This window comes from Calidithermus chliarophilus DSM 9957, from assembly GCF_000430045.1.
In the GTDB taxonomy this organism is placed as follows: domain Bacteria; phylum Deinococcota; class Deinococci; order Deinococcales; family Thermaceae; genus Calidithermus; species Calidithermus chliarophilus.
In genome coordinates this window covers 2,184,224-2,204,169 of the sequence record NZ_KE387023.1, presented here as the reverse complement: position 1 = coordinate 2,204,169, position 19,946 = coordinate 2,184,224, and the positions used below count along the sequence as shown (strand labels likewise).

Annotated in this window: 16 protein-coding genes; 7 read left to right on the top strand and 9 right to left on the bottom strand. The window is 70.7% G+C overall.

Going from position 1 to position 19,946, the window contains the following annotated elements:
• Positions 1 to 135: 135 nt before the first annotated feature.
• The gene (locus MEICH_RS0110750) at positions 136 to 1,128 is read left to right on the top strand and encodes a dipeptidase (RefSeq protein ID WP_027892617.1); all 993 of its coding nucleotides are present in this window, start codon (positions 136 to 138) and stop codon (positions 1,126 to 1,128) included.
• A gap of 55 nt (positions 1,129 to 1,183) precedes the next feature.
• On the opposite strand, the gene MEICH_RS0110745 is transcribed toward MEICH_RS0110750, so the two are convergent.
• Positions 1,184 to 2,428 (bottom strand): MFS transporter, encoded by a 1,245-nt coding sequence (locus MEICH_RS0110745; RefSeq protein WP_169730656.1) that lies wholly within the window; start codon positions 2,426 to 2,428, stop codon positions 1,184 to 1,186.
• A gap of 197 nt (positions 2,429 to 2,625) precedes the next feature.
• Between MEICH_RS0110745 and MEICH_RS0110740 the strand changes: the two genes are divergently transcribed.
• Positions 2,626 to 3,747: a CBS domain-containing protein gene (locus MEICH_RS0110740; protein ID WP_027892615.1), complete on the top strand. Its 1,122-nt coding sequence runs from the start codon at positions 2,626 to 2,628 to the stop codon at positions 3,745 to 3,747.
• Here MEICH_RS0110740 and MEICH_RS27140 read toward each other — a convergent pair.
• The 3 genes from MEICH_RS27140 to MEICH_RS0110725 form a co-directional block, all read right to left on the bottom strand.
• Positions 3,736 to 4,821, bottom strand: a complete 1,086-nt coding sequence (locus MEICH_RS27140) for a HupE/UreJ family protein (protein WP_051304100.1) — start codon at positions 4,819 to 4,821, stop codon at positions 3,736 to 3,738. The two genes, MEICH_RS0110740 and MEICH_RS27140, sit on opposite strands and share 12 nt — an antisense overlap.
• On the bottom strand, positions 4,818 to 6,305 hold the full coding sequence (locus MEICH_RS24630) for a tetratricopeptide repeat protein (RefSeq protein ID WP_051304099.1): 1,488 nt from the start codon (positions 6,303 to 6,305) through the stop codon (positions 4,818 to 4,820). The genes MEICH_RS27140 and MEICH_RS24630 overlap by 4 nt, the downstream gene beginning before the upstream one ends.
• A 78-nt stretch (positions 6,306 to 6,383) precedes the next feature.
• The gene (locus MEICH_RS0110725; RefSeq protein WP_027892614.1) at positions 6,384 to 7,601 is read right to left on the bottom strand and encodes a DUF4331 domain-containing protein; all 1,218 of its coding nucleotides are present in this window, start codon (positions 7,599 to 7,601) and stop codon (positions 6,384 to 6,386) included.
• Positions 7,602 to 7,754: 153 nt separating this feature from the next.
• Between MEICH_RS0110725 and MEICH_RS24625 the strand changes: the two genes are divergently transcribed.
• Positions 7,755 to 8,567, top strand: coding sequence for a sulfite exporter TauE/SafE family protein (locus MEICH_RS24625; protein WP_051304098.1), 813 nt, complete (start codon positions 7,755 to 7,757; stop codon positions 8,565 to 8,567).
• A gap of 162 nt (positions 8,568 to 8,729) precedes the next feature.
• Here MEICH_RS24625 and MEICH_RS24620 read toward each other — a convergent pair whose 3' ends face one another.
• The 3 genes from MEICH_RS24620 to MEICH_RS0110705 form a co-directional block, all read right to left on the bottom strand.
• Positions 8,730 to 8,990: a hypothetical protein gene (locus MEICH_RS24620; protein WP_051304097.1), complete on the bottom strand. Its 261-nt coding sequence runs from the start codon at positions 8,988 to 8,990 to the stop codon at positions 8,730 to 8,732.
• A 23-nt stretch (positions 8,991 to 9,013) separates the two neighbouring features.
• Positions 9,014 to 10,240 carry a class I SAM-dependent RNA methyltransferase gene (locus tag MEICH_RS0110710; RefSeq protein ID WP_027892613.1) on the bottom strand — a complete coding sequence of 409 codons (1,227 nt, stop codon included), beginning with the start codon at positions 10,238 to 10,240 and terminating at the stop codon, positions 9,014 to 9,016.
• Positions 10,241 to 10,433: 193 nt separating this feature from the next.
• Positions 10,434 to 10,910 carry a hypothetical protein gene (locus MEICH_RS0110705; RefSeq protein WP_027892612.1) on the bottom strand — a complete coding sequence of 159 codons (477 nt, stop codon included), beginning with the start codon at positions 10,908 to 10,910 and terminating at the stop codon, positions 10,434 to 10,436.
• 92 nt (positions 10,911 to 11,002) lie between these two features.
• On the opposite strand from MEICH_RS0110705, the gene MEICH_RS24615 reads away from it, so the two are divergent.
• The 4 genes from MEICH_RS24615 (at position 11,003) to hrpB (ending at position 17,139) form a co-directional block, all read left to right on the top strand.
• Positions 11,003 to 12,427 (top strand): gluconokinase, encoded by a 1,425-nt coding sequence (locus MEICH_RS24615; RefSeq protein ID WP_051304096.1) that lies wholly within the window; start codon positions 11,003 to 11,005, stop codon positions 12,425 to 12,427.
• A 2-nt stretch (positions 12,428 to 12,429) separates the two neighbouring features.
• Positions 12,430 to 13,881 carry a decarboxylating NADP(+)-dependent phosphogluconate dehydrogenase gene (gene gnd / locus MEICH_RS0110695; RefSeq protein ID WP_036219167.1) on the top strand — a complete coding sequence of 484 codons (1,452 nt, stop codon included), beginning with the start codon at positions 12,430 to 12,432 and terminating at the stop codon, positions 13,879 to 13,881.
• Between the two features lie 198 nt (positions 13,882 to 14,079).
• Positions 14,080 to 14,655, top strand: a complete 576-nt coding sequence (locus MEICH_RS0110690; RefSeq protein ID WP_027892610.1) for a Uma2 family endonuclease — start codon at positions 14,080 to 14,082, stop codon at positions 14,653 to 14,655.
• On the top strand, positions 14,656 to 17,139 hold the full coding sequence (gene hrpB / locus MEICH_RS0110685) for an ATP-dependent helicase HrpB (protein ID WP_027892609.1): 2,484 nt from the start codon (positions 14,656 to 14,658) through the stop codon (positions 17,137 to 17,139).
• 206 nt (positions 17,140 to 17,345) lie between these two features.
• On the opposite strand, the gene MEICH_RS0110680 is transcribed toward hrpB, so the two are convergent.
• Together MEICH_RS0110680 and MEICH_RS0110675 are read right to left on the bottom strand one after the other, a co-directional pair.
• Complete coding sequence (locus tag MEICH_RS0110680; RefSeq protein WP_027892608.1) at positions 17,346 to 17,696, bottom strand: hypothetical protein; 351 nt, start codon at positions 17,694 to 17,696, stop codon at positions 17,346 to 17,348.
• 207 nt (positions 17,697 to 17,903) lie between these two features.
• Complete coding sequence (locus MEICH_RS0110675) at positions 17,904 to 19,847, bottom strand: ATP-binding protein (protein WP_036218498.1); 1,944 nt, start codon at positions 19,845 to 19,847, stop codon at positions 17,904 to 17,906.
• Positions 19,848 to 19,946: the final 99 nt, after the last annotated feature.

Sequence of the window (19,946 nt, the reverse complement as noted above, 5' to 3'; positions counted from 1 at the left end):
CGTAGTAACCCCTCCCCGCCGACGTCGAGGGATTAGGGCCGAGGGCCGAGGCGTTTTGCGTCTTGCGTTTGGCGTTTTGCGTCTTGCGTTTGGCTATCGGCTATCAGCTATCGACCATCGGCTATCCTCTAAACCATGATCGTCGACGCCCACCTCGACCTCGCCCACAACGCCCTCGACCTCCGCCGCGACCTGACCCTGCCCCTCGAGGAGCTGCGCCGGCGCGATACGAACAAGGATATTCCCGTGGTGACGCTCCCCGCCCTGCGCGAGGGCGGCGTGGGGTTGTGCTTCGCCACGCTGTGGGTAGACCCCAAGAAATACACCGGCCCCCTGGCCGCCCACGAGGCGGCGCGGGAGCAGCTCGAGGTGTATCAGCGCTGGGAGGATGCGGGGCTGGTGCGGATCATCCGCGGCGCGGCCGACCTCCAGGCCCACCGGGAGCGCTGGCCCGCCGACCGCGTACCCGGGATGGTGGTCCTGATCGAGGGCGGGGAGGGCATCCGCGAGCCCGGCGAGGTGGCCTTCTGGAAGGCCGAGGGCGTGCGGATGATCGGGCCGGCCTGGAACCGCACCCGCTACTGCGGCGGCACCCGCGAACCCGGGGGCCTCACCGAGCTAGGGGTCGAGCTGCTGCAGGCCATGGACGAGGCCGGGCTGGCCCTGGACTTCGCCCACATGGACGAGCAGGCCTTCTGGGAGAGCCTCGAGGTCTTCCGCGGCCCCGTCTGCGCCACCCACGCCAACCCCCGCAGCCTCCTGGGCGGCGCCGACACGCCCTTCGCCAACCGCCACCTCTCCGACGCGATGATCCTGGCGATCGGGGAGCGGGGGGGCGTGGTGGGTACGGTGCTCTTCAGCTTCTTCCTCGACCACACCTGGAGCCGGGGCATGGAGCGGGTGGGGCTCGAGACCGTGCGGAAGCACCTGCACCACACCGCCCGCCTCATCGGCTGGGACAAGGTGGGCATAGGCTCCGACTTCGACGGCGGCTTCGGCCTCAACGAAAACCCCCAGGGCCTCGACCGGCCCGCCGACCTCGCCAAGATCGGGGAGCTGGTGCCTGCCGAGGCCCGGGCCGGGGTGCTGGGGGAGAACTGGCTGCGCTGGCTCGAGACCTGGCTCTGACCGCGTCTGCCACGAACGCCAGGGCCCGACGGTCGGCTTTTCACGCCGGATTCGGTCAGCCCGAATCCGGCATCGGATCCCGTACGGCACGGGCCCAGGCCCAGGCCACGAACCCCAACCCCGCGGCGCACGCCAGCGCCGCCATCGAGGTGACTCCCGCCGCGCCCACGGCCCACCCCGCCAGGAGCGAGCCGAGCGAGCGCACCCCCCGGCCCAGCAGCAGGCGCACGCTGGCTACCCGCCCCCGCAGGGGGTCCGGGGTGAGGGCCGCCGCCAGGCTGTTGCCTAGGACGCCCATGTGCGCGAAGCCCAAGCCCTGGAACATCGCGGCCAGGGCCGCCAGCCCCAGGCCGGGGGCGGCGCTCACCGTCCCGATGCCCAGGAGGACCGCGCCACAGCCCAGCGCGAAGCCGTTCCAAGCCCGGCGGGGTGGGAGGAGCCTCGAGCCCAGCCACACCGTGGCCGCGAGTTCCACCCCCACCGTCAGGGCGTCGAGCAGCCCGGAAACCAGGGCCCCGGGTTCGGCGGAGAGCCAGGCCGGAACGCGCAGGCCCTCGAGCAGGCGGTCGGCGATCCGGGGCAGCAACACCGCGTTGTAGACCTCGACGAGCGTGTTGGTGAGGCTTGCCACCAGGAACATCAGCCACAGGTGCCGGCGGCCCAGCACGAAGCCCAGCCCCTCCCGGAACTGCCGCCACCACCCCGCAGACCCCCGGCCACCCGGCGAGGCCGGGGGCCGCACGAGCGCGTAGGCCCCGGCTGCCACGGCGAAGGTCGCGGCGTCGAGCCAGAGCACCCGCACCGGCCCCAGCGCGGCGATCAGCACCCCCGCGAGCACGGGCGCGAGCAGGTTGCCCAGGGTGTGGGTCAGGCTGAAGAGCGCGTAGACGCGCTGGTACTGCCCGGCCGGGGCCATCCCGGCGAGCAGGGCGCTCATGGCCGGCCCCTCGAGGCTCCCGACCATCGCCTGCAGGCCCAGCACCCCCAACACCGCCCACACGCCCCAGCCCGGCTCGACCAGGAAAGGCACCGTAGCGGTCAGCCCGGCCAGCAGCGCGTTGCTGGCGACGAGCACCCGGCGCCGGTCCCAGAGGTCGAGGTAGGGGCCGAAGATCAGGTCCCCCGCGAAGCCGAAGGCCGAGCGCAGCGCGATCGCCGCGCCCGCCACCCAGGGGGCTTCGGGGTAGCGGTCGTAGAGGATCCAGGCCCAGGCCCAGAAGGAAAGGGCCGTGCCGAGCTCGTTGACGGTTTCACCGATCCAGACGGTTCGTATGCGCACGTCACGCAGCAAAGACCACACGCCGACCTCCCGAATGTGCCAGGACCCCCGCTCCCTTCAGGGGTTGCCGAAAGCCGGATCCGGGTGGTTCAGGTGGGCTCGTTCATGGTGGCTCGAGCGCATTGTAGCGGAAGACGGGGAAAATTCTACACAGCCCCTCGCGGCAGGGTGAGCCCTGCGTAACCTTTGCCCCTACCGGGCCCCGCTACACTCGAGCCATGTTCCGAAACGCCATGCGGCTTCCCTTCAAGCTCCTTGGCATCCCGATTTCCCTGGACACCAGCTTTCTGATCGTATTGCCCCTCTTCGCCTTCCTCATCGGCCTCCAGCTCCCCACCTACCTGCGGCTGCTGGGCATAACCCCCGAGCCCGGGATGCTCCAGGGCTACATGCCCTACCTGCTGGGCCTGCTGGCGGCGCTGGGCCTCTTCGCCAGCGTGCTCATCCACGAGCTCGGGCACGCTGTGGCCGCCCGCGCCTTCGGCGTGCAGACGCGGGAGATCACGCTGTGGCTGCTGGGCGGGGTGGCCCAGCTCGCCGACATCCCGCGCGCCCGGGGGGCCGAGGCCGTGATCGCCGTCGTGGGGCCGCTGACCAGTCTGGCCCTGGCGGGCGTCTTCGCCGTGCTGCGGGGCTTCGTGCCCGACATAGTCGCCGGGCAGTTCCTGCTGGGCTACCTGGCCTTCGTCAACCTGAGCCTGGCCCTGTTCAACCTGCTGCCCGCGCTGCCGCTCGACGGGGGGCGGGTGCTGCGCTCGCTGCTGGCGCTGCGCCAGCCCTACCTCGAGGCCACCCGCACCGCGGCGGGCGTCAGCCGCCTGATCGCCTTCGGCATGGGCATCTTCGGGCTGTACGCCTTCAACCTCTTCCTGGTACTGATCGCGCTGTTCGTGTACATGGCCGCGAGCACCGAGACCGAGCAGGCCTCGCTGAGCCAGGCCCTCGAGGGCTTGCGGGTGCGCGACCTGATGACCCTGGAGGTGCAGAGCGTGCCCCCTACCCTCAGCGTGGGCGAGCTGTTGCAGCGGATGTTCCTCGAGCGCCACATGGGCTACCCGGTGGTCGAGGAGGGCCGGGTGGTGGGGCTCATCAGCCTCGAGGACCTCCAGGGCGCCGACCCCGCCGCCCCCGTCACCGAGCGCATGGGGAAGCTCGAGGCCATCGCCCCGGAGGCCAGCGCCCTCGAGGCGCTCAAGCGCATGGCCGAGTGCGACTTCTCGAGGCTGGTGGTGATGGAGGGCGGGCGCATGGTGGGCATCCTCAGCAAGACCGACCTGCTGCGGGCGTTGCAGGTGCGGCTGGTGGGCCAGACGGTGCGGCCCGGCGGCTCAGGCGCCTAGGAAGGCCCGCTGCACGAACCACACCAGGCCCGCCGCCACCGCGCCCGCCGAGACGGTGCGGCGCAACCCCACCTCCCAGGGCCAGCGGCGCAGGGCCTGCAGCAGCAGGAAGGCCGGGAGCACCACCGCGAGCTGGCCCAGCTCGACGCCCAGGTTGAAGCCCAGCAGCGAGAGCGCCAGGTTCTGCCGCGGCAGCCCGATCTCCTCGAGCACCCCCGCGAAGCCCAGCCCGTGGACCAGCCCAAAGGCGAAGGTCAGCGCCCAGCGGGTGCGGGTCAGGGCGCCGAGGTCTTTGCGGAAGAGGTTCTCGGCCGCCACGTAGGCGATGGTGAGGGCGATGCCGCTCTCGACGAGCCTGGGGGGCAGGCTCACCAGCCCCAGCGCCGCCAGCGAGAGCGTGATGGAGTGCGCCGCCGTGAACGCCGTGACCACCTTGAGCAAGTAGGCCAGCCCGCCCCCCAGCATCAGCAACGACAGCACGAAGAGCAGGTGGTCGTAGCCGGTGAGGATGTGCTCGAGGCCCAGCTTGAGGAAGCTCTGGAAGGTCTGCGGGGCCGCGTCAGCCCCGCCTCCCAGCCGGAAAACCCGGTGGTCGGGCCGGAACACCACGTCCTGCACCTCGCCGCCCTGGAGGATGGTGGCGACGCAGCTCGAGGTGGAAACCCCCGGCAGGAACAGGCCGTACTCGATCCTCAGGGCTTCGACGGGCCGTCCCCAGCGGTAGGTCAGGCGCAGGGTGCTGTGGGTTTTGGCGTTGGGGCTCAGGTTGGTGAGCGGCCGGGCCGCCTGGGCCGGGGCGACCTCGAGCCGCCCCCGCTCCCCCGCCGACTCCAGCGTGATGTTCCGCTCGAAAAAGCGGGTCAGGGCTTCCCGGTTGCGCTCGACCTCGCCCGCCGACAGCCGCCCGTCGCGGTCGGTGTCCATCTCCCCCACCAACCCCGTCGGAAAGGTCAGGACCACCTCCACCTCGCTCTCCCCCACCGCGATCTCGGCAGCGGCCAGGTCGGCCCAGTGGGCCTGGGCCCCGCCCAGCAGGCCCACGATCAGCAACGCCAGCACGCGCAGAGCCCTCACTCCACACCTCCGGCCCCCGCCTGGTGTACAGCCGCAGGCCGTCCCGACAGGGGATCGTGCCATTGGTGCACGGCCGCAGACCGTCCCGACAGGGGATCGTCCACCGCCTGGTGCACAGCCGCAGGCTGTCCCGACAGGGGATCGTCCACCCCGGCCCGCACGGGGTCGAAGGCGGGGTCTATCGTCCGCAGGCTCGAGCCATACCGCTCCGCCCGCTCCTGCTGGCCCAGGGCGCCCGCGATCCGGGCCGCCCGGTGGTAAAGGCTGGCCTCCCGCCGCCCGGTGGCAAGCGCCCGCTCGATGACCCTCTGGGCCTCCTCCAGACGCCCGCCGCGCTCGAGCGCCCAGGCCAGCACCTCGAGCGTCTCGCTGTCCTGCCGCACCTTCAGCTCGGCCTGAGCGAGGCGCAAAGCCTCGGGGAGGTCGGCGGGGCGGCCCCGCTCGAGCAGCAACCGCGCCAGCTCGCGCCGGTGCCCGAAAGCCCCCTGCCCGATCTCGCGGCGCAACACCGACTCGGCCCGTTCCCAGGCCGCTTCCTCCCTGGGGCTTCCCTGCAGGCGGGCCAGCCGCGCGAGGCCGGTGTAGGCGGCGTGGTCGTAAAGCTGGTAGGTCTGCCGGTCCTGGGGAAGAATCCGCTGGTAGAGCTTTTCGGCGGCGCGGTAGCGGCCCTGGCGGGTCTCGAGCTCGGCCAGGTAGAGCAGGGCCAGCGGGTAGTTCGGGGCGATGCGCAGGGCTTCCTCCAGCAAGCCCCGGGCCAGCCCCGCCTCCCCGTGGCGCAGGTGGTAGCGCCCCAGCAAGCTGCGCGTGCGGGCGGCGCCGTAGAAGTCGTCGGGCTCCTCGAGCGCGACGGCCTGCCGGAAGTCGGCGAGGGCCTGGGCGTCCTGGCCCCGGGCCAGCCGCACCAGGGCCCGCTGGACCAGGTGGCCCGGCGTGGGGTTTTGGGCTACGAGTTCCTCGGCGACGTGCTCGGCGGGCTCGAGCCGCCCCTGCGCCAGGTACACCGAGGCCAGGAGGGCGCGGGCCGCCGGGTTGCTGCGCTCCTCCTTCAGGATCTGGCCGGCAATCCGTGCAGCGCGGCCGAAGTCGTGCTGGGCCTCGGCGATCTCGGCCAGCACCAGCAGGGCACCGGTGTTGAAGAAGGGCAGGGCCTCGAGCGAGCGCTCGGCGGCCTGCTGCGCCAGCAGATACCACGAACTCTGGCCCGTGACCCGCCCCTTCTTGAGGTAGACCCCGGCCAACGCGGCCAGGTCCAGGCCGCTGCCGGGGTTGCGGCGCAGGCGCTCCTGGTAAAAGGCGATCTCGGCCTGGTAGGCGCTGCGGCGGGTCTCGGAGCGGGCCTCGAGCAGGCCCCCGAAGCGGTAGCGGTACGCCTCGGGCAGCCTTGGTCCCTCCCGCCAAGCCAGCAGGCCCAGCCCCACGACCAGGCCCGCCAGGGCGAGGAATCCGGCTATGCGGTATCTGTGCAGGGTGTCAGCGAGGGTCACGGGCTTCTCCTTTTGCCTCAGGATGCTGAAAACCGGCCGGGGTGAGCAGGTTATCCCCGCTCACCCCGTGCCCCGGGCTCAGTTGGGGTCGGCCAGGTAGGGGAACTCGCCCAGCAGGGGCTTGTGCTTGCTGCCTCCGGCGTTGGGGCCGTCGTAGGAGACGTTGTCGCCCTTGACCGCGCCGTTGGAGAGCACCTGCAGGGTGATGTCGATCACGTCGTCCTTGAGCATGCGCCCCCGCACCGGGCTGCCGCGCTTGTTGAGGTCGTTGGCGTAGCCCGAAGGCCCGGTGGTGTCGATGCGCATGACGTCGGGCAGGAAGGCGCCGAGCAGGGCACCCACGCGCTCGGGCGAGTTACCCAGCAGCTTGAGCACGGTGGAGACCTCGCCGACGATGGGGGCCGCCGCCTCGCTCGCGGCCTTGTCGCCCTTCAACACGGCCGCCTCGAAGTCGGGGCCGACGGCGTTGAGGGTGTTGAGGTAGTCGTTGGTCAGCAGCAGGCCCTCGTTGACGGCGGGACGGGCCAGGCGCTCGACCTGCTTCCACTCGCCGGGCTTGGCCGGGTCGGGGATGGAGATGGTGGCCCACACGTCGAAGGTCTTGGCGATGGAGCCGGCGGTGAGCCACTCCATGGGCGCGCGCACCACGATGGAGTTGACGTTGTACCCGGCGGTGAAGTCGTAGCCGGGGCTGCGGAAGCCCACGCTGGGGCCCAGCCCGGCCAACCCGGCCCGCACCCGGAAGAACTGCTCGACGTCGAAGAAGAAGGGGTCCTCGCGCAGCCCGGCGAACACGCTGACGCCGCCGCGGTCGAGGGGCACCTGGTTGACGACGGGCCTGGCGGTGAGGGGCGTGGTCAGGATGGGCTTGCCGTCGGCGGTGGCCTTGACCGTGCGGGTCACCCCGGCGCGGCTGGCGGTGAGGGTGATGGGCTGCTGGCCGTTCTTGTCGGGGGCGCCGAACTCGAGGCGGAAGAAGGCGTCGGTCTGGCCGGTCGCCGGGTCGTCCTTGCCCAGCACGCGGGTCAGGCGGAACTCGTAGCGGGCGTTGGTGCTGAAGTAGTACTGCTGCCGCGCCAGCGAGCGGGGGTTGGTGTTCATCACGAAGATTAGGTCGTCGGCCTTGGCGCGGGGGTTCTGGTCGATCTCGCGGAAGACGTAGAGGTCGGTGAGGTTGAGGGCCCTGGCCTTGGTGTCGGCCTCCCCGTCGTCGTGGTCGGAGGCGGCCACGAAGGCCCCCACCGCCGCCAGGCCGAGCGCCGCGCTCACCAGGATTGCCTTGATGCTCTTTCTCATGATCTCCTCCTAAGGTCGCATCCCCTTCCCCGGGTTTGCAGGAATGTTGTAGACCTTCAGGCGTGAAAAACCCGTAAAAATCCAATCTCCCGGCGAACTGCGTAAAGATAGGGCCGGCGTTTTAGATTCAAAATCCCGTGGTATAACCCTGGTGTGAACCTCTCGAGCCTCTGGATCGGAACCTTGGCCGGCGTTTTCGGGGGACTGGTGGGGCTGGGCGGGGGGGTGATCGCGGTGCCCTTGATGGTGAGCTTCCTCAAGCTCAGCCAGCACCGCGCCACGGCCACCAGCCTGGTCGCGGTGGTCTTCACCGGGATCACCGGGGCCATCACCTACGCCACCCAGGGCACCGTGGACTGGGTGGCCTCGCTGCTGATCATCCCCACCGCGATGATCGCGGCCCGGGCCGGGGCCCTCTTCGCCAACAAGCTCTCCGAGTGGCGGCTCAAGCGAATTTTCGGCTGGTACTTGATCGTGGTCGCGCTAATTCTGATCCTCAAGCCCTACATCCCCCACGTGGCCGAACCGCTCGAGGGCGCCGTGCGCATCCTCCCCCTGGCGGTGGCCGGGGCCTTCGCAGGCTTCGCCTCGGGGCTGCTGGGCGTGGGCGGGGGAACCGTGATCGTGCCGATTTTGGTGCTGCTGGCGGGCCTCGAGCAGCACGTCGCGCAGGGCACCTCGCTGCTCGCCATGATCCCCTCGGCCCTGGTGGGCTCGTACACCCACTACCGCCACGGCAACCTGGCCCAGGAGGTGGTGCCGGGCCTGGTGGTCGGGATCATCGTGGGGGCCTTCGCCGGGGGCCTCGTGGCGAACCAGCTCCCCGAACTCTGGCTGCGGGTGGTGTTCGCGGTGGTGCTGGTGTGGACGGCGGCCCGCTACGTGGCGGCCAGGCCCAAGAAGGCGGAGCGGCTCGAGCCGCAGGTCGAGAACGGCAACGGTAAGCTTAGGGATAAATCCGGATAAGCGGCCCTCGAGGCCCCTCCCGGCGAACTGCTCCTCGAGAGCCTGTGCCCCTCACAAAGCCGCGGGCTCGAGGCCGGTCGGCGGCAAAACGCCAACCCGGAGGGCTACGCCCGGGCGGAGGAGCGCTGCGTCCGGCTAGCGCGAACCCCCTGGGGCCAGGGCTTACTGCGCCCCTTCGTCCTCGTCGTCTTCGTCTTCGTCCTCCTCGTCCTCGTCTTCCTCGTCGTAGTCGTCGTCTTCGTCGTCACCGACCTCTTCCACGTCGTCGAGGCTGTAATCGGTGATGGAGGCGCCGTCGGCCACGACCTCGCCCCCGGCGACGAACTGCACGCGGCCTTCCTCGTCGATCTCGAGCACCAGGTCGTCGAGGTCGGTGTCGTCGGGCACTTCCAAACGCAGGGTCACAATGGCGTCAATTTCCATAAGGTAACGCTAAGAATAGCCGCTCAGGCCAGGGTCAGCAAGCTCAGCACCTCGACGTGGTGCGTGTAGGGGTAGAAGTCGTAGGGGCGCACGAACTCGAGCTCATAGCCCTCCCGCGCCAGGCGCCCCACGTCCCGCGCCCAGGTGGCGGGGTCGCAGGAGACGTAGAGCAGGCGGGCGGGGCGGGTCTGGAGCAGCGCCTGCAGGGTCTGGGGCGAAAGCCCGGCCCGCGGCGGGTCCACGGCGACGAGGTCGGCGGTCCCCAGCTTGGCGAGCTCGCTGGCGTCGCCCCGGTGGAAGCGCAGGTTGGAGACCCCCAGCCGGGCCTTGTCGGCCTCACCGCGCTTCACCGCGTCCTTGCTGATCTCCACCGCCACCACTTCCCCGAAGCCCCCCGCCAGGTGGAACCCCAGCACCCCGCTTCCCGCGTAGAGCTCCACGGCCTTCTGCCCCTCGCCCGCGATGCGGGCGGCCTCGAGGTACATCAGGCCCGCCGCCTCGGGGTTCACCTGGGCGAAGCCCTGCACGCTGACGCTGGCGAGCACGCCGCCGAAGTCCTCCAGCAGCGTCCCCGCCCCCGCCAAAGCCTGCACCCGCCCGCGGAAGCGCCCCGCCGGGTGGTCCTCGGCCCAGGTCACGCCCACGACGTCCGAGCTCGAGCCCAGCAGGTCGCGGGCCACCGGCTGCAGGCGCTTGGGGTCGCCCCCGATGAGCCCGAGCAGCACCTTGCCCTCGCGCAGGCTGCCCCGCAGGGCGACCTCGAGGCAAGCCAGTTGCAGCGGCTTGACCTGCTCGAAAGCCCGCGCCAGGGGCGGGGCCAGCAGGGGGTCGCGCTCGAGCAGCAGCAGGTTGTGGGTCCCCGGGTAGCGGTAGGCCAGCCCCCCGCCCGGCATCACCGCGTACTGCGCCGCCGCCCGGTAGCCCAGGGGCCGGGGCGAGGGCTGGATGGGCTCGAGCGCGCCCTCCAGCTTGGCGATGCGCTCCAACGCCTCCTGCACGAAGCCGGCCTTGAGAGGGAGCTGTGCCTCGTAGGCCAGCGGCAGGTCCACCGAAGGGGGCCAGGGGCCTTCCTCCCGCTGGGGGTGGGGTTCGAGCACCTCGCTCACCTCCCCCTCCCAGTGGTTCTTGCGGCGCTCGAGCTCAGCCTCCACCACCTCGCCCGGCAAGCCACCCCGCACCAGTGCCACCCCGTCGGGCGTGCGGGCGAGTCCCATGCCGCCGGGAACCAGTTTTTCGATGGTCAGTCGCATTGGGTTACTTTAGCGTTTTAGGTCGATGGTCGATAGCGGATAGCCGGGCGCCGGGGGCGGGTCGTACGTCGTACGTCGTACGCAAAACGCCTAACGTCGAATGCCGAACGCAATACGCAAAACGCAAGACGCTCTCAGCCCTCGACCCTCGACGAACCATGAGCCACCAGTTTTGGCTATCGCCTGCCACTCCTCACGCCAGCAGCTCCGCCACCCGTGCCAGCGCTGCCTTCTCTGCCTCGTTGACCTGCACCCCGCCGATGCCGAAGAAACCGCCCTCCTTGGCGGCCTCGGCGGCGTCATGGGCGATGTCCCTGAGCCACTCTTTGAAGGCGGCGGCCTCCTGGGGGGTGGCCTTCTGGGCCAGGATGGCGGAGACCTGGCGCAGGGTGGCCTCGGCGGTGGGGCGGGCGTTCTCGACGGTGAGGCGCTCGGCGGGCTGGGCGATCTTGCCCCGGGTGTTCTTAATGTCCTCGATCAGGCTCATCAGCAAGGGGTCGGTGCTGTGGCTCTGGCTGGCGCTGATGATCGAGCGCGTGACCACCATCGACTCCCCGAGCAGGCCGGTGATGCCGCTGGGTGAGGCCAGGGTGATGATGAGGCCGGTCATGAAGGGGGCGCGGGCCAGGGTGGCCCATTCTTCCGGGGTGTAATCGGCTTTCGAAGACATGCATCCTCCTGGGAATGGACGGTTTCCCGAGTATAGCCCCAGCCCCTGCGGCCCAAAGCCAGCTAGGGCACGGTCGGGGTAAGCTTCGGGGCATGGAGGTGGGGATCGGGCTGGACCTGGGCACCACCCGTTGCAAGGCGGTGGCGCTGGGCGAAGGAAGGGTGCTGGCCCAAAGCCGCCGCTCCTACCCGCTGTTGCAGGGGGAACCCGGGCAGGCCGAGCAGGACGTGAACGAGGTCATTACGGCGGCGGTCGCCGTGCTGCGGGAGCTCCGCGAGCAGTTGGGCGACACGAAGCCCGTTGGGCTGGCCTTCAGCGGGGCAATGCACAGCCTGCTGGCCGTGGACGCGGCAGGAACCCCCCTGGCCCCCGCCCTCACCTGGGCCGACACCCGCCCGGGAAGCGTGCTGGGCGATCTGCCGCTGTCGCCCCTCGAGGCCTACCGGCGCACCGGCTGCCCGCTGCAAGCGCCCTACTACCCCGCCAAACTGGCGTGGCTCCGGCGAACCCATCCCGCGCTGCTCGAGCGGGCCTCGAGCCTCGTCGCCATCAAGGACTACGTGGCCTTCCGCCTCACGGGGCGCTGGGCCGCCGACGTGGGCCTGGCCTCGACCACGGGGCTGCTGAACCTGCACACCGGCGCCTGGGACGAGGAGATCCTGGGGGCGCTGGGGCTCCCCCCTGAGCGTCTGCTGCCCGTGCTGGACGCCACGGAACGCCTCGGACACCTCTCCCCTGCGATGGCCGAAGCCACGGGGCTCCCCCTGGGCCTGCCCGTCTACGCCGGGAGCAGCGACGGCGGCTTGGCTAACCTGGGGGCCGGGGCCGGCGTGGGCGAGGCCGTGATCACCGTGGGCACCAGCGCGGCGCTGCGGCAGGTCGTGGCCCAGCCCCGGCTCGAGCCCGGAGCCCGCACCTGGTGCTACTTCCTCGACCGGCAGCGCTGGCTGGCGGGCGGGGCCGTCAACAACGCGGGTCTGCTGCTGGAGTGGCTGCGCTCGCGCTTCTACGGCGAATACCCCCGCGGCGACGGCTTCGCCCGCCTCTTCACCGACGCCGAAGCCGTCGAGCCGGGCGCCGAAGGCCTGACCCTGCTGCCCTACCTCAGCGGCGAGCGCAGCCCGCACTGGCGCAGCGACCTCAGCGCCACCGTGCACGGCTTGCGCTTGCGGCACACCCGGGCCCACCTGGCGCGGGCGGGCCTCGAGGCCGTGGCCTTCTGCCTGGCCCAGCTCTGGGAGAGCCTGTGCCCCGGCCTGGAGCGGGTCAAGCTCACCGGCTCCATCACCGCCTCGCCGCCGTGGATGCAAATCCTGGCCGACGTCCTGCAGGCCGAAGTGGTTCCCGTAGACGCCGCCGACGCCTCGGCGGTCGGGGCTGCTATGCTAGCGGGGGGTTCGGCGGGGGGTATCCCTGCGCCCGCGAACCCACCCCTCCAACCCAATCCTTCGCTGGCTCCTGTGTACCGGGAAGCCAGGGGGCGCTTCGAAGCCCTCTTCAGCAAACTGTGGGAGTGAACATGCGAGCAGACATCGGCGTGATCGGTCTGGCGGTGATGGGGGAAAACCTCATCCTCAACATGGCGTCCAAGGGCTTCACCGTGGCCGCGTTCAACCGCACCACCCAGAAGGTGAGGGAGTTCGTCGAGGGCCGCGCCGCGGGGAAGAGCATCCTGGGGGCGTACTCGCTCGAGGAGTTCGTGGGGATGCTCGAGCGCCCGCGCAAGGTCATGCTGATGATCAAGGCGGGCAGCGCCGTGGATGCCACCATCGAGCAACTGCTGCCCCTCTTGGAGCCCGGCGACATCGTCATCGACGGGGGCAACAGCCACTACGCCGACACCAACCGCCGCGCCCGCTACCTGGCCGAGCGGGGCCTGCTCTTCGTGGGTACCGGCGTCTCGGGCGGGGAGGAGGGCGCCCTGCACGGCCCCTCGATCATGCCGGGGGGCAACCCCGCCGCCTGGGAGCACGTCAAGCCCATCTTCCAGGCCATCGCCGCCAAGGTGGCGGATGGCTCCCCCTGCTGCGACTGGGTGGGGCAGGACGGGGCAGGCCACTTCGTCAAGATGGTGCACAACGGCATCGAGTACGGCGACATGCAGATGATCGCCGAGGCCTACAGCCTGCTGCGCTCGGTGCTGGGCCTCTCCAACGCCGAGATCGCCGAGATCTTCGCCCGGTGGAACAAAGGCGAGCTCGACAGCTACCTCATCGAGATCACCGCCGACATCCTCACCAAAAAGGACGAGCAGACCGGCAAAGACCTCGTGGACGTGATCCTCGACGCCGCCGGGCAGAAGGGCACCGGCAAGTGGACCAGCGTCACCGCGCTCGACATCGGCAGCCCCAGCAGCACCATCGCCGAGGCGGTGTTCGCCCGGCTGCTGAGCGCCCTCAAGGACGAGCGCGTGGCCGCCTCCCGGATCTTCGAGGGGCCCAAGGCCGAGTTCCAGGGCGACCGGCAAGCCTTCGTCGAGCAGGTGCGGCAGGCGCTCTACGCCTCCAAAATCTGCTCCTACGCCCAGGGCTACCAGCTCATGCGCATGGCCGCGGAGGAGTTCGGCTGGGAGCTCGACTACGGCTCCATCGCCCTGATGTGGCGCGAGGGCTGCATCATCCGCGCGCGCTTCCTCGAGAACATCAAGGGGGCCTACGACAAGAACCCCCACTTGCAAAACCTGCTGCTCGACGACTACTTCGCGGGGATCATCAAGAGCTCGCAGGCGGCCTGGCGGCAGGTGGTGGCGACCGCCGTGCTGCACGGGGTCTGGACCCCGGCCTTCAGCAGCGCGCTGGCCTACTTCGACGGCTACCGCAGCGCCACCCTCTCCACCAACTTGGTCCAGGCCCAGCGCGACTACTTCGGCGCCCACACCTACGAGCGCACCGACAAGCCGCGCGGCCAGTTCTTCCACACCAACTGGACCGGGCGGGGCGGGAAAACCAGCAGCAGCAGTTATAACGTTTGAATGCCGAGCGCCGAACGCTGAACGCGGGTGGTACGTCGTACGCAAGACGCAAAACGCAAGACGCCTTGTTCCCCCCTTAGCAAGGGGGGCTGGGGGATACCCCCTCCCTGCCAGCGGGGAGAGGTTTCACCACGAGCCACGAGCCACAAGCTGACCGCTGATCCCTACTCCCTCCCCACCCTGCGCTAGACTGAAGCCATGGTCAGGCCGGTGCTCAAGCCTCTTTCGGTCGAGGAATACCTCGAGGCCGAAGCGCAAAGCCCCGTCAAGCGCGAGTACGTGGGGGGGCAGGTGTACGCCATGGCGGGGGCCAGCCAGCGGCACTCCCTGATCGCCCTTAACATCGCCGTAGCGCTGCGCCGGATGGCCGAGGGCCGACCCTGCCGGGTGCACGTGGCTGAGATGAAACTGCTCATCGGCAGCCCGAAAACCTCCGACTTCGAAAAGGCGTTCTATTACCCCGACGTGATGGCGGTGTGCGGCAGGCCGGTGCCCCACGACTACTACGAAACCGAGCCTTGCGTCCTGGTCGAGGTGCTTTCCCCCAGCACCCGCAGTGTGGACCTGCGCGAAAAGGTGCTGGCTTACCAGAGCATCCCCAGCCTGCAAACCTACCTGATCGTAGACACCGAGACGATGACCGTACGGCACTTCTGGCGCGACACGGAAGGCCGCTGGCAGCAGCAAGACCTCACCGGCGCCGCCGACATCGCCCTCCCCTGCCCCGGGGGAACCCTCACCTTCGCCGACATCTACCAGGGCGCTTTTTCCTGAATGACCGACCTCCCCATCTACCAGGCCCTCCCGGCCCTCCGCGAGGCCCTCGCCCGGCACGCCACCGTCCTGCTGCAGGCCCCTCCCGGCGCGGGCAAGAGCACGGTGGCGCCGCTCGAGCTCCTGGCCGAGCCCTGGCTGGCGGGCCGGAAGATCCTCATGCTCGAGCCCCGCCGCCTGGCCGCCCGCAGCGTGGCCCAGCGCATGGCCTCCCTGCTGGGCGAGGAGCCGGGCCAGACGGTGGGCTACCGGGTGCGCTTCGAGAGCCGGGTGAGCGGCAGGACGCGCCTCGAGGTGCTCACCGAGGGCATCCTCACCCGCCAGTTGCAGCGCGACCCCACCCTCGAGGGCGTGGGGCTGGTGATCTTCGACGAGTTCCACGAGCGCTCGCTACAGGCCGACCTGGGCCTGGTGCTCACCCGCGAGGTGCAGGCCGCGCTGCGCGAGGACCTGCGCGTGCTGCTGATGTCGGCCACGCTCGACGGCGAGGGGCTGAGCCGCCTGCTCCTCGCCCCCGTCGTCACGGCGCAGGGGCGGCAGTACCCCGTCGAGCGCGTCTACCTCCCCCGCGATCCCCAGGGGCCGCTCTCCGGCACGGTGGCGGGGGCGGTCTCGAGGGCGCTCGCCGCCCACGAGGGCGACGTGCTGGCCTTCCTGCCCGGCGTCGCGGAGATCAGCCGCACCCAGCGCCTGCTGGAGGAGCGCCACCCCGAGGCGCGGGTACTGCCGCTCTACGGCGACCTCTCGCCCGGGGCCCAGCAGCAGGCCCTGCTCCCCGACCCCGCGGGGCGGCGCAAGGTGGTGCTGGCGACCTCCATCGCCGAGACCAGCCTGACCATCGAGGGCGTGCGGGTGGTGGTGGACTCGGGCTACTCCAGGGTCCCCCGCTTCGACTCGAGGAGCGGCCTGACCCGCCTCGAGACCGTGCGCGTCACCCAGGACTCCGCCGACCAGCGGTCCGGGCGCGCCGGGCGGCTGGGGCCGGGCGTCGCCTACCGGCTGTGGAGCGAGGCCACCCACGCCACCCTGCAGCCCCAGCGCAAGCCGGAGATCCTCGAGGCCGACCTCGCCCCGCTGCTGCTCGAGCTGGCCGGTTGGGGCGTGCAGGAGGCCCCGGGCCTGGGCTGGGTCACGCCGCCCCCGCCCGGCGCCCTGCGGCAGGCCCGCGCCCTGCTGGAGGCGCTGGGGGCACTCGAGGAAGGCCGCCTCACCGAGCGGGGCCGCGCGATGCTGGAGTGGCCCACCCACCCCCGCCTGGCCCACTTGCTGCTCGAGTCGCAACTCCTGGGCCTCGAGGCCCTCGCCGCCGACGTGGCCGCGCTGCTCGAGGAGCGCGACCCCCTCCCCCAGGGCGCCGGGGCCGACCTGACCCTGCGGGTCGAGGCCCTGCGGCAGTGGCGGGGCAGGACCTCGAGCCCCCACCGCGCCGAGGCGGCCCTGCTCGCCCGCGTCGAGCGCCTGAGCCAGCAGTGGCGGCGGATGCTGGGCGTCCCCGCCGACGACACCCCCCCCGACCCCCACGCCGTCGGGCTGCTGCTGGCCCTGGCCTACCCCGACCGCCTGGCCCGCCAGCGCGAGGGCGACCCCCACCGCTACCGCCTCTCCGCGGGCCGGGGGGTGCGGCTGGAGGAGGGCGACCCCCTGCTAGGCTCCGCGTGGCTCAGCGTGGCCCACCTCGACGCCGGGAACGACGAGGGCCGCATTTTCCTGGCGGCCCCCGTACACCCCAAAGACCTCGAGCCCTTCGGCCGCGAGCTCGAGGTGGTGGAGTGGGACTACCGGGCCGGAGCCCTGGTCGCCCGCCGCGAGCGCCGCGTCGGCGAGGTGGCCCTGAGCAGCGAGCCCTTGCGGGAGATCCCCGAGGGCAGGCGGGCCGAAATCCTGCTAGAGGTGGTGCGCTCCGAAGGGCTGGGCCTGTTGCCCTGGACCGAAAACCTGCGCCAGTGGCAGGCCCGCGTGCTCAGCCTGCGCCGCTGGAACGGCGAGGAGTGGCCCGACGTCTCGGACGAGCACCTGCTGCAAACCCTCGAGCACTGGCTGGCCCCCTGGCTGGGCCGGGTCTCGCGCCGCGAGGACTTCGCCCGGCTCGACCTGGCCTCCATCCTCACCGGCCTGCTGCCCTGGCCCCTGCCCGCCCGGCTCGACGAGCTGGCCCCCACGCGGCTCGAGGTGCCCAGCGGCTCGCTGGTGCGCCTCACCTACTCCCCCGACGGCAGCCCCCCCGTCCTGGCGGTCAAGCTCCAGGAACTCTTCGGCCTCGCCGACACCCCTCGAGTCAACGCGGGCCGCACCCCCGTGATGCTCCACCTGCTCTCCCCCGCCCAGCGCCCCATCCAGGTCACCCAGGACCTACGCAGCTTCTGGAACACCACCTACCCCGAAGTCCGCAAGGAGTTGCGGGGCCGCTACAGCAAGCACCCCTGGCCCGAAGACCCCTGGAACGCCGAGCCCACGCGCAAGACCAAGCGAGCGCAGAGTAGCTGACGTCGCTGGACGTCGCGCGTTGAGCGCCGAACGCCCAACGCCGATAGCTGATAGCCGATAGCTGAACGCAGCTGAACGCCTCTTCTTTACCCCCCTTAGCAAGGGGGGCCAGGGGGGATACTCCCACACGCCACGAGCCACGGGCCTTCCGCTGACGGCTGACCGCTGACGGCTGACCGCTGATGGCTGACCGCTTGTCCCTCCCCCTAAAGCTCCCCACAAGCGATGGCCCCCCCCACGCCCTTGGGGTCGGTGACGTCGCGCTGGTAGACCACCACCGTCACCCGCTCGGTCGGGATTTGCGTCGTGGGGAGGCGGGTGCTGCTCTTGCCCGCCCCTCGAGCGTCCGCGAAGACCGACCCCAGCGCCACGGCGATTGGCCCGAGGTTGCTGCAGGTGCCCAGCCGGAGGTTGGCGGCGTGGCTGGTCTCGGGGGGCAGGTTGGCGACGGAGATCTCGAGCACGCTCTGCCCGTTGGAGTAGTTGGTGAGGGTGGCGAGCCCGGCCACCGTGCTGGGGCGGTTGTCGGCCAGCAGGCCGAAAGGGCGCAGCCCCACCACCTTGGGCTCCCCCAGCGCTTTGGGCTCTGCGGCGGGTGCCGGGGCGGGCTGCGGGGGCTGAGGGGCCGGAGCCGGGGCCTGGGCGGGGAAGCAAGCGGCCAGAACCAGTGTCAGGGATGCGGTTAGGGTTAGGAAATCGGATCGCCTCATTGGAATTATCATGACCTGAAGGGGCCATAGTTGGGTAGGGGGCCCAGCCGGACCTCAGCCCCAGTCCTCGAGCTCCCGCGGCCACAACCGCTTGAGCTTCGCCATCTCCTCGCTGGCCGCCTCCCGCAGGTGGCGCATCCCCAAAGGCCTCCCCTCGGCGGCCGCCTTGAAGGCCGCGTGCAGGGCCACGTTGGCGATGTGCCCGCCGGTGAGCTCGAGGAGGCTCAGGCGCTCGAAGTCCAGGCCCGCGTGGAACTCGGCCGGGATGACCCGCCGCCAGATCTCGGCCCGCTCGGGCGGCTTGGGCCGCTCGAAGCGCACGATGAAGCGCAGGCGGCGCACGAAGGCCTCGTCAATGGAGCTCTCCAGGTTGGTGGTGAGGATGGCGAGGCCGCGGTACTGCTCCATGCGCTGCAGCAGGTAGCTCACCTCGAGGTTGGCGTAGCGGTCGTGGCTGTCCTGCACGTCCGAGCGCTTGCCGAAGACGGCGTCGGCCTCGTCGAACAGCAGCACCGCTCCCCCGTCTTCCGCCGCGTCGAAGACCTCCCGCAGGTTTTTCTCCGTCTCGCCGATGTACTTGCTCACCAAGAGCGAGAGGTCCACGCGGTAGAGCTCCAGGTCCAGCTCCCGCGCCAGCGCCTCGGCTGCGGTGGTCTTGCCCGTGCCGCTGGGGCCGCTGAACAGCACCGCCACGCCGCGCCCCCGCTCACCGCTACGGAAGCCCTGGCGGTCGTAGACCAGGTGCCGGTGGCGCACGTGGGCCGCGATCTCGCTCAAGGTGGCCTGCACCGCCCCGGGAAGCACCAGGTCCTCCCGCCGCGCCCGCGCCGCCATGCGCCGCACCGCCGCCACCCGGTCCAGCCGGCCGTGGCTCTGGCCCCGCGCCGCCGCCCACAGGGCCCCCAGCAGGTCTTCAGGCCGCAACCGCGCCCCCTGCCGCAGGCGGTAGTGCAGCTCGAGCAAGGCCTGCTGTGCCGCCTCCGCGATGGCGGCGGTCTCGAGGTCGAACTGCGCCACCACCCGCTCCAGGGCTTCGTTCAGAACGTTCTCCGGGACGCTGAGCTCCCCCACGAGCCATTCCCGCCACAGCGCGGCCTGCTCGGAGGGGGTGGGTTTGTCCACCTCCAGGGTCCAGCGCACCCCCGGCAGCGCCAGGCGTTCGCGCGCCGAGAGCAGCACCGGCGTCTCAAGCGCCACCAGCCGCTCGAGCAGTTCCCCGAGCCGGGCCTGCGCGGGGGGCTCGGGGCGGTAGCCGGCCTCGAGCAGCCACGCCGCCCCCCGCAGGCGCGCCTCCCGCCCCAGCCGCCGGGCCAGGTCCTCGGGGTCGCGCTCGAGCAGCCGCTCCGCCGGAAGCCCGAACGCCCGCAACCCCAGCCGGGAGCAGGCGCTGGCCGCGATCGCCCGCACGCTCTGGGGGTCGCCTAAAAGCTGCACGGGAACGGCCCCACCCTCCCACGCCGAGCAGATCCGGTCGGCCTGCTCCTGCTGCGAGGGAACGAGGGCGGGAGCGGCCGAGAGCGCGAAGGTCCCCGCGAGCTCGGGGTCGAGGTCGGCGGGGTTGTCGCCCTGCACCCCGAGCAGGAAGTGCAACACCGGCTCCGAGAGGCGGATGGGCTGCGCGGTGAGCGGGAGGTCGGGGCGGGGATGGATCTCGATGAGCCCCCAGCGCCGCAGGGGCGCGGAGGGACATAGGGACAAATAGTCCTCTGCCTGATCTCCGAGATAAGCAGAAGCGAGGCTAAACGTTGGCAATTGCTGACCAGTCAGCTCTGCTAAAAGGGCAGTCAAATCCGGCTCGATTGCCAACCCTGCGCACAGTAGCAGAACCTCCGCCTCGTAATCAGACAAGGCGAATTGCTTAACCAATTGCGGAAGTCGATCAGCTATATCAAGAGGATCTTGGACTGAGAGTGAGACCTCCCACGAGTAATCAATACTCCTCTCGGCCCTGCGTAATAGCTTCTGACGTATGAGGTCAAGACGCGTTTTTAAGCACATGTAGGAAGCAGAAGTTGAATTACTTACCAGCTTTATCACCTTCCCGTAGGCGTAAGGTTCCTAAACTCTTGCTTAGTTTCCAGAACCCTCCTTAGAGTA

What these genes read in the sequence shown, in the direction of transcription:
- MEICH_RS0110750 (WP_027892617.1), top strand. Translation starts at nt 136, where the DNA reads ATGATCGTCGACGCCCACCTCGACCTCGCCCACAACGCCCTCGACCTC.
- MEICH_RS0110740 (WP_027892615.1), top strand. Translation starts at nt 2,626, where the DNA reads ATGTTCCGAAACGCCATGCGGCTTCCCTTCAAGCTCCTTGGCATCCCG.
- MEICH_RS0110725 (WP_027892614.1), bottom strand. Translation starts at nt 7,601, where the DNA reads ATGAGAAAGAGCATCAAGGCAATCCTGGTGAGCGCGGCGCTCGGCCTG.
- MEICH_RS24620 (WP_051304097.1), bottom strand. Translation starts at nt 8,990, where the DNA reads ATGGAAATTGACGCCATTGTGACCCTGCGTTTGGAAGTGCCCGACGAC.
- MEICH_RS0110710 (WP_027892613.1), bottom strand. Translation starts at nt 10,240, where the DNA reads ATGCGACTGACCATCGAAAAACTGGTTCCCGGCGGCATGGGACTCGCC.
- MEICH_RS0110705 (WP_027892612.1), bottom strand. Translation starts at nt 10,910, where the DNA reads ATGTCTTCGAAAGCCGATTACACCCCGGAAGAATGGGCCACCCTGGCC.
- MEICH_RS24615 (WP_051304096.1), top strand. Translation starts at nt 11,003, where the DNA reads ATGGAGGTGGGGATCGGGCTGGACCTGGGCACCACCCGTTGCAAGGCG.
- gnd (WP_036219167.1), top strand. Translation starts at nt 12,430, where the DNA reads ATGCGAGCAGACATCGGCGTGATCGGTCTGGCGGTGATGGGGGAAAAC.
- MEICH_RS0110690 (WP_027892610.1), top strand. Translation starts at nt 14,080, where the DNA reads ATGGTCAGGCCGGTGCTCAAGCCTCTTTCGGTCGAGGAATACCTCGAG.
- hrpB (WP_027892609.1), top strand. Translation starts at nt 14,656, where the DNA reads ATGACCGACCTCCCCATCTACCAGGCCCTCCCGGCCCTCCGCGAGGCC.
- MEICH_RS0110675 (WP_036218498.1), bottom strand. Translation starts at nt 19,847, where the DNA reads ATGTGCTTAAAAACGCGTCTTGACCTCATACGTCAGAAGCTATTACGC.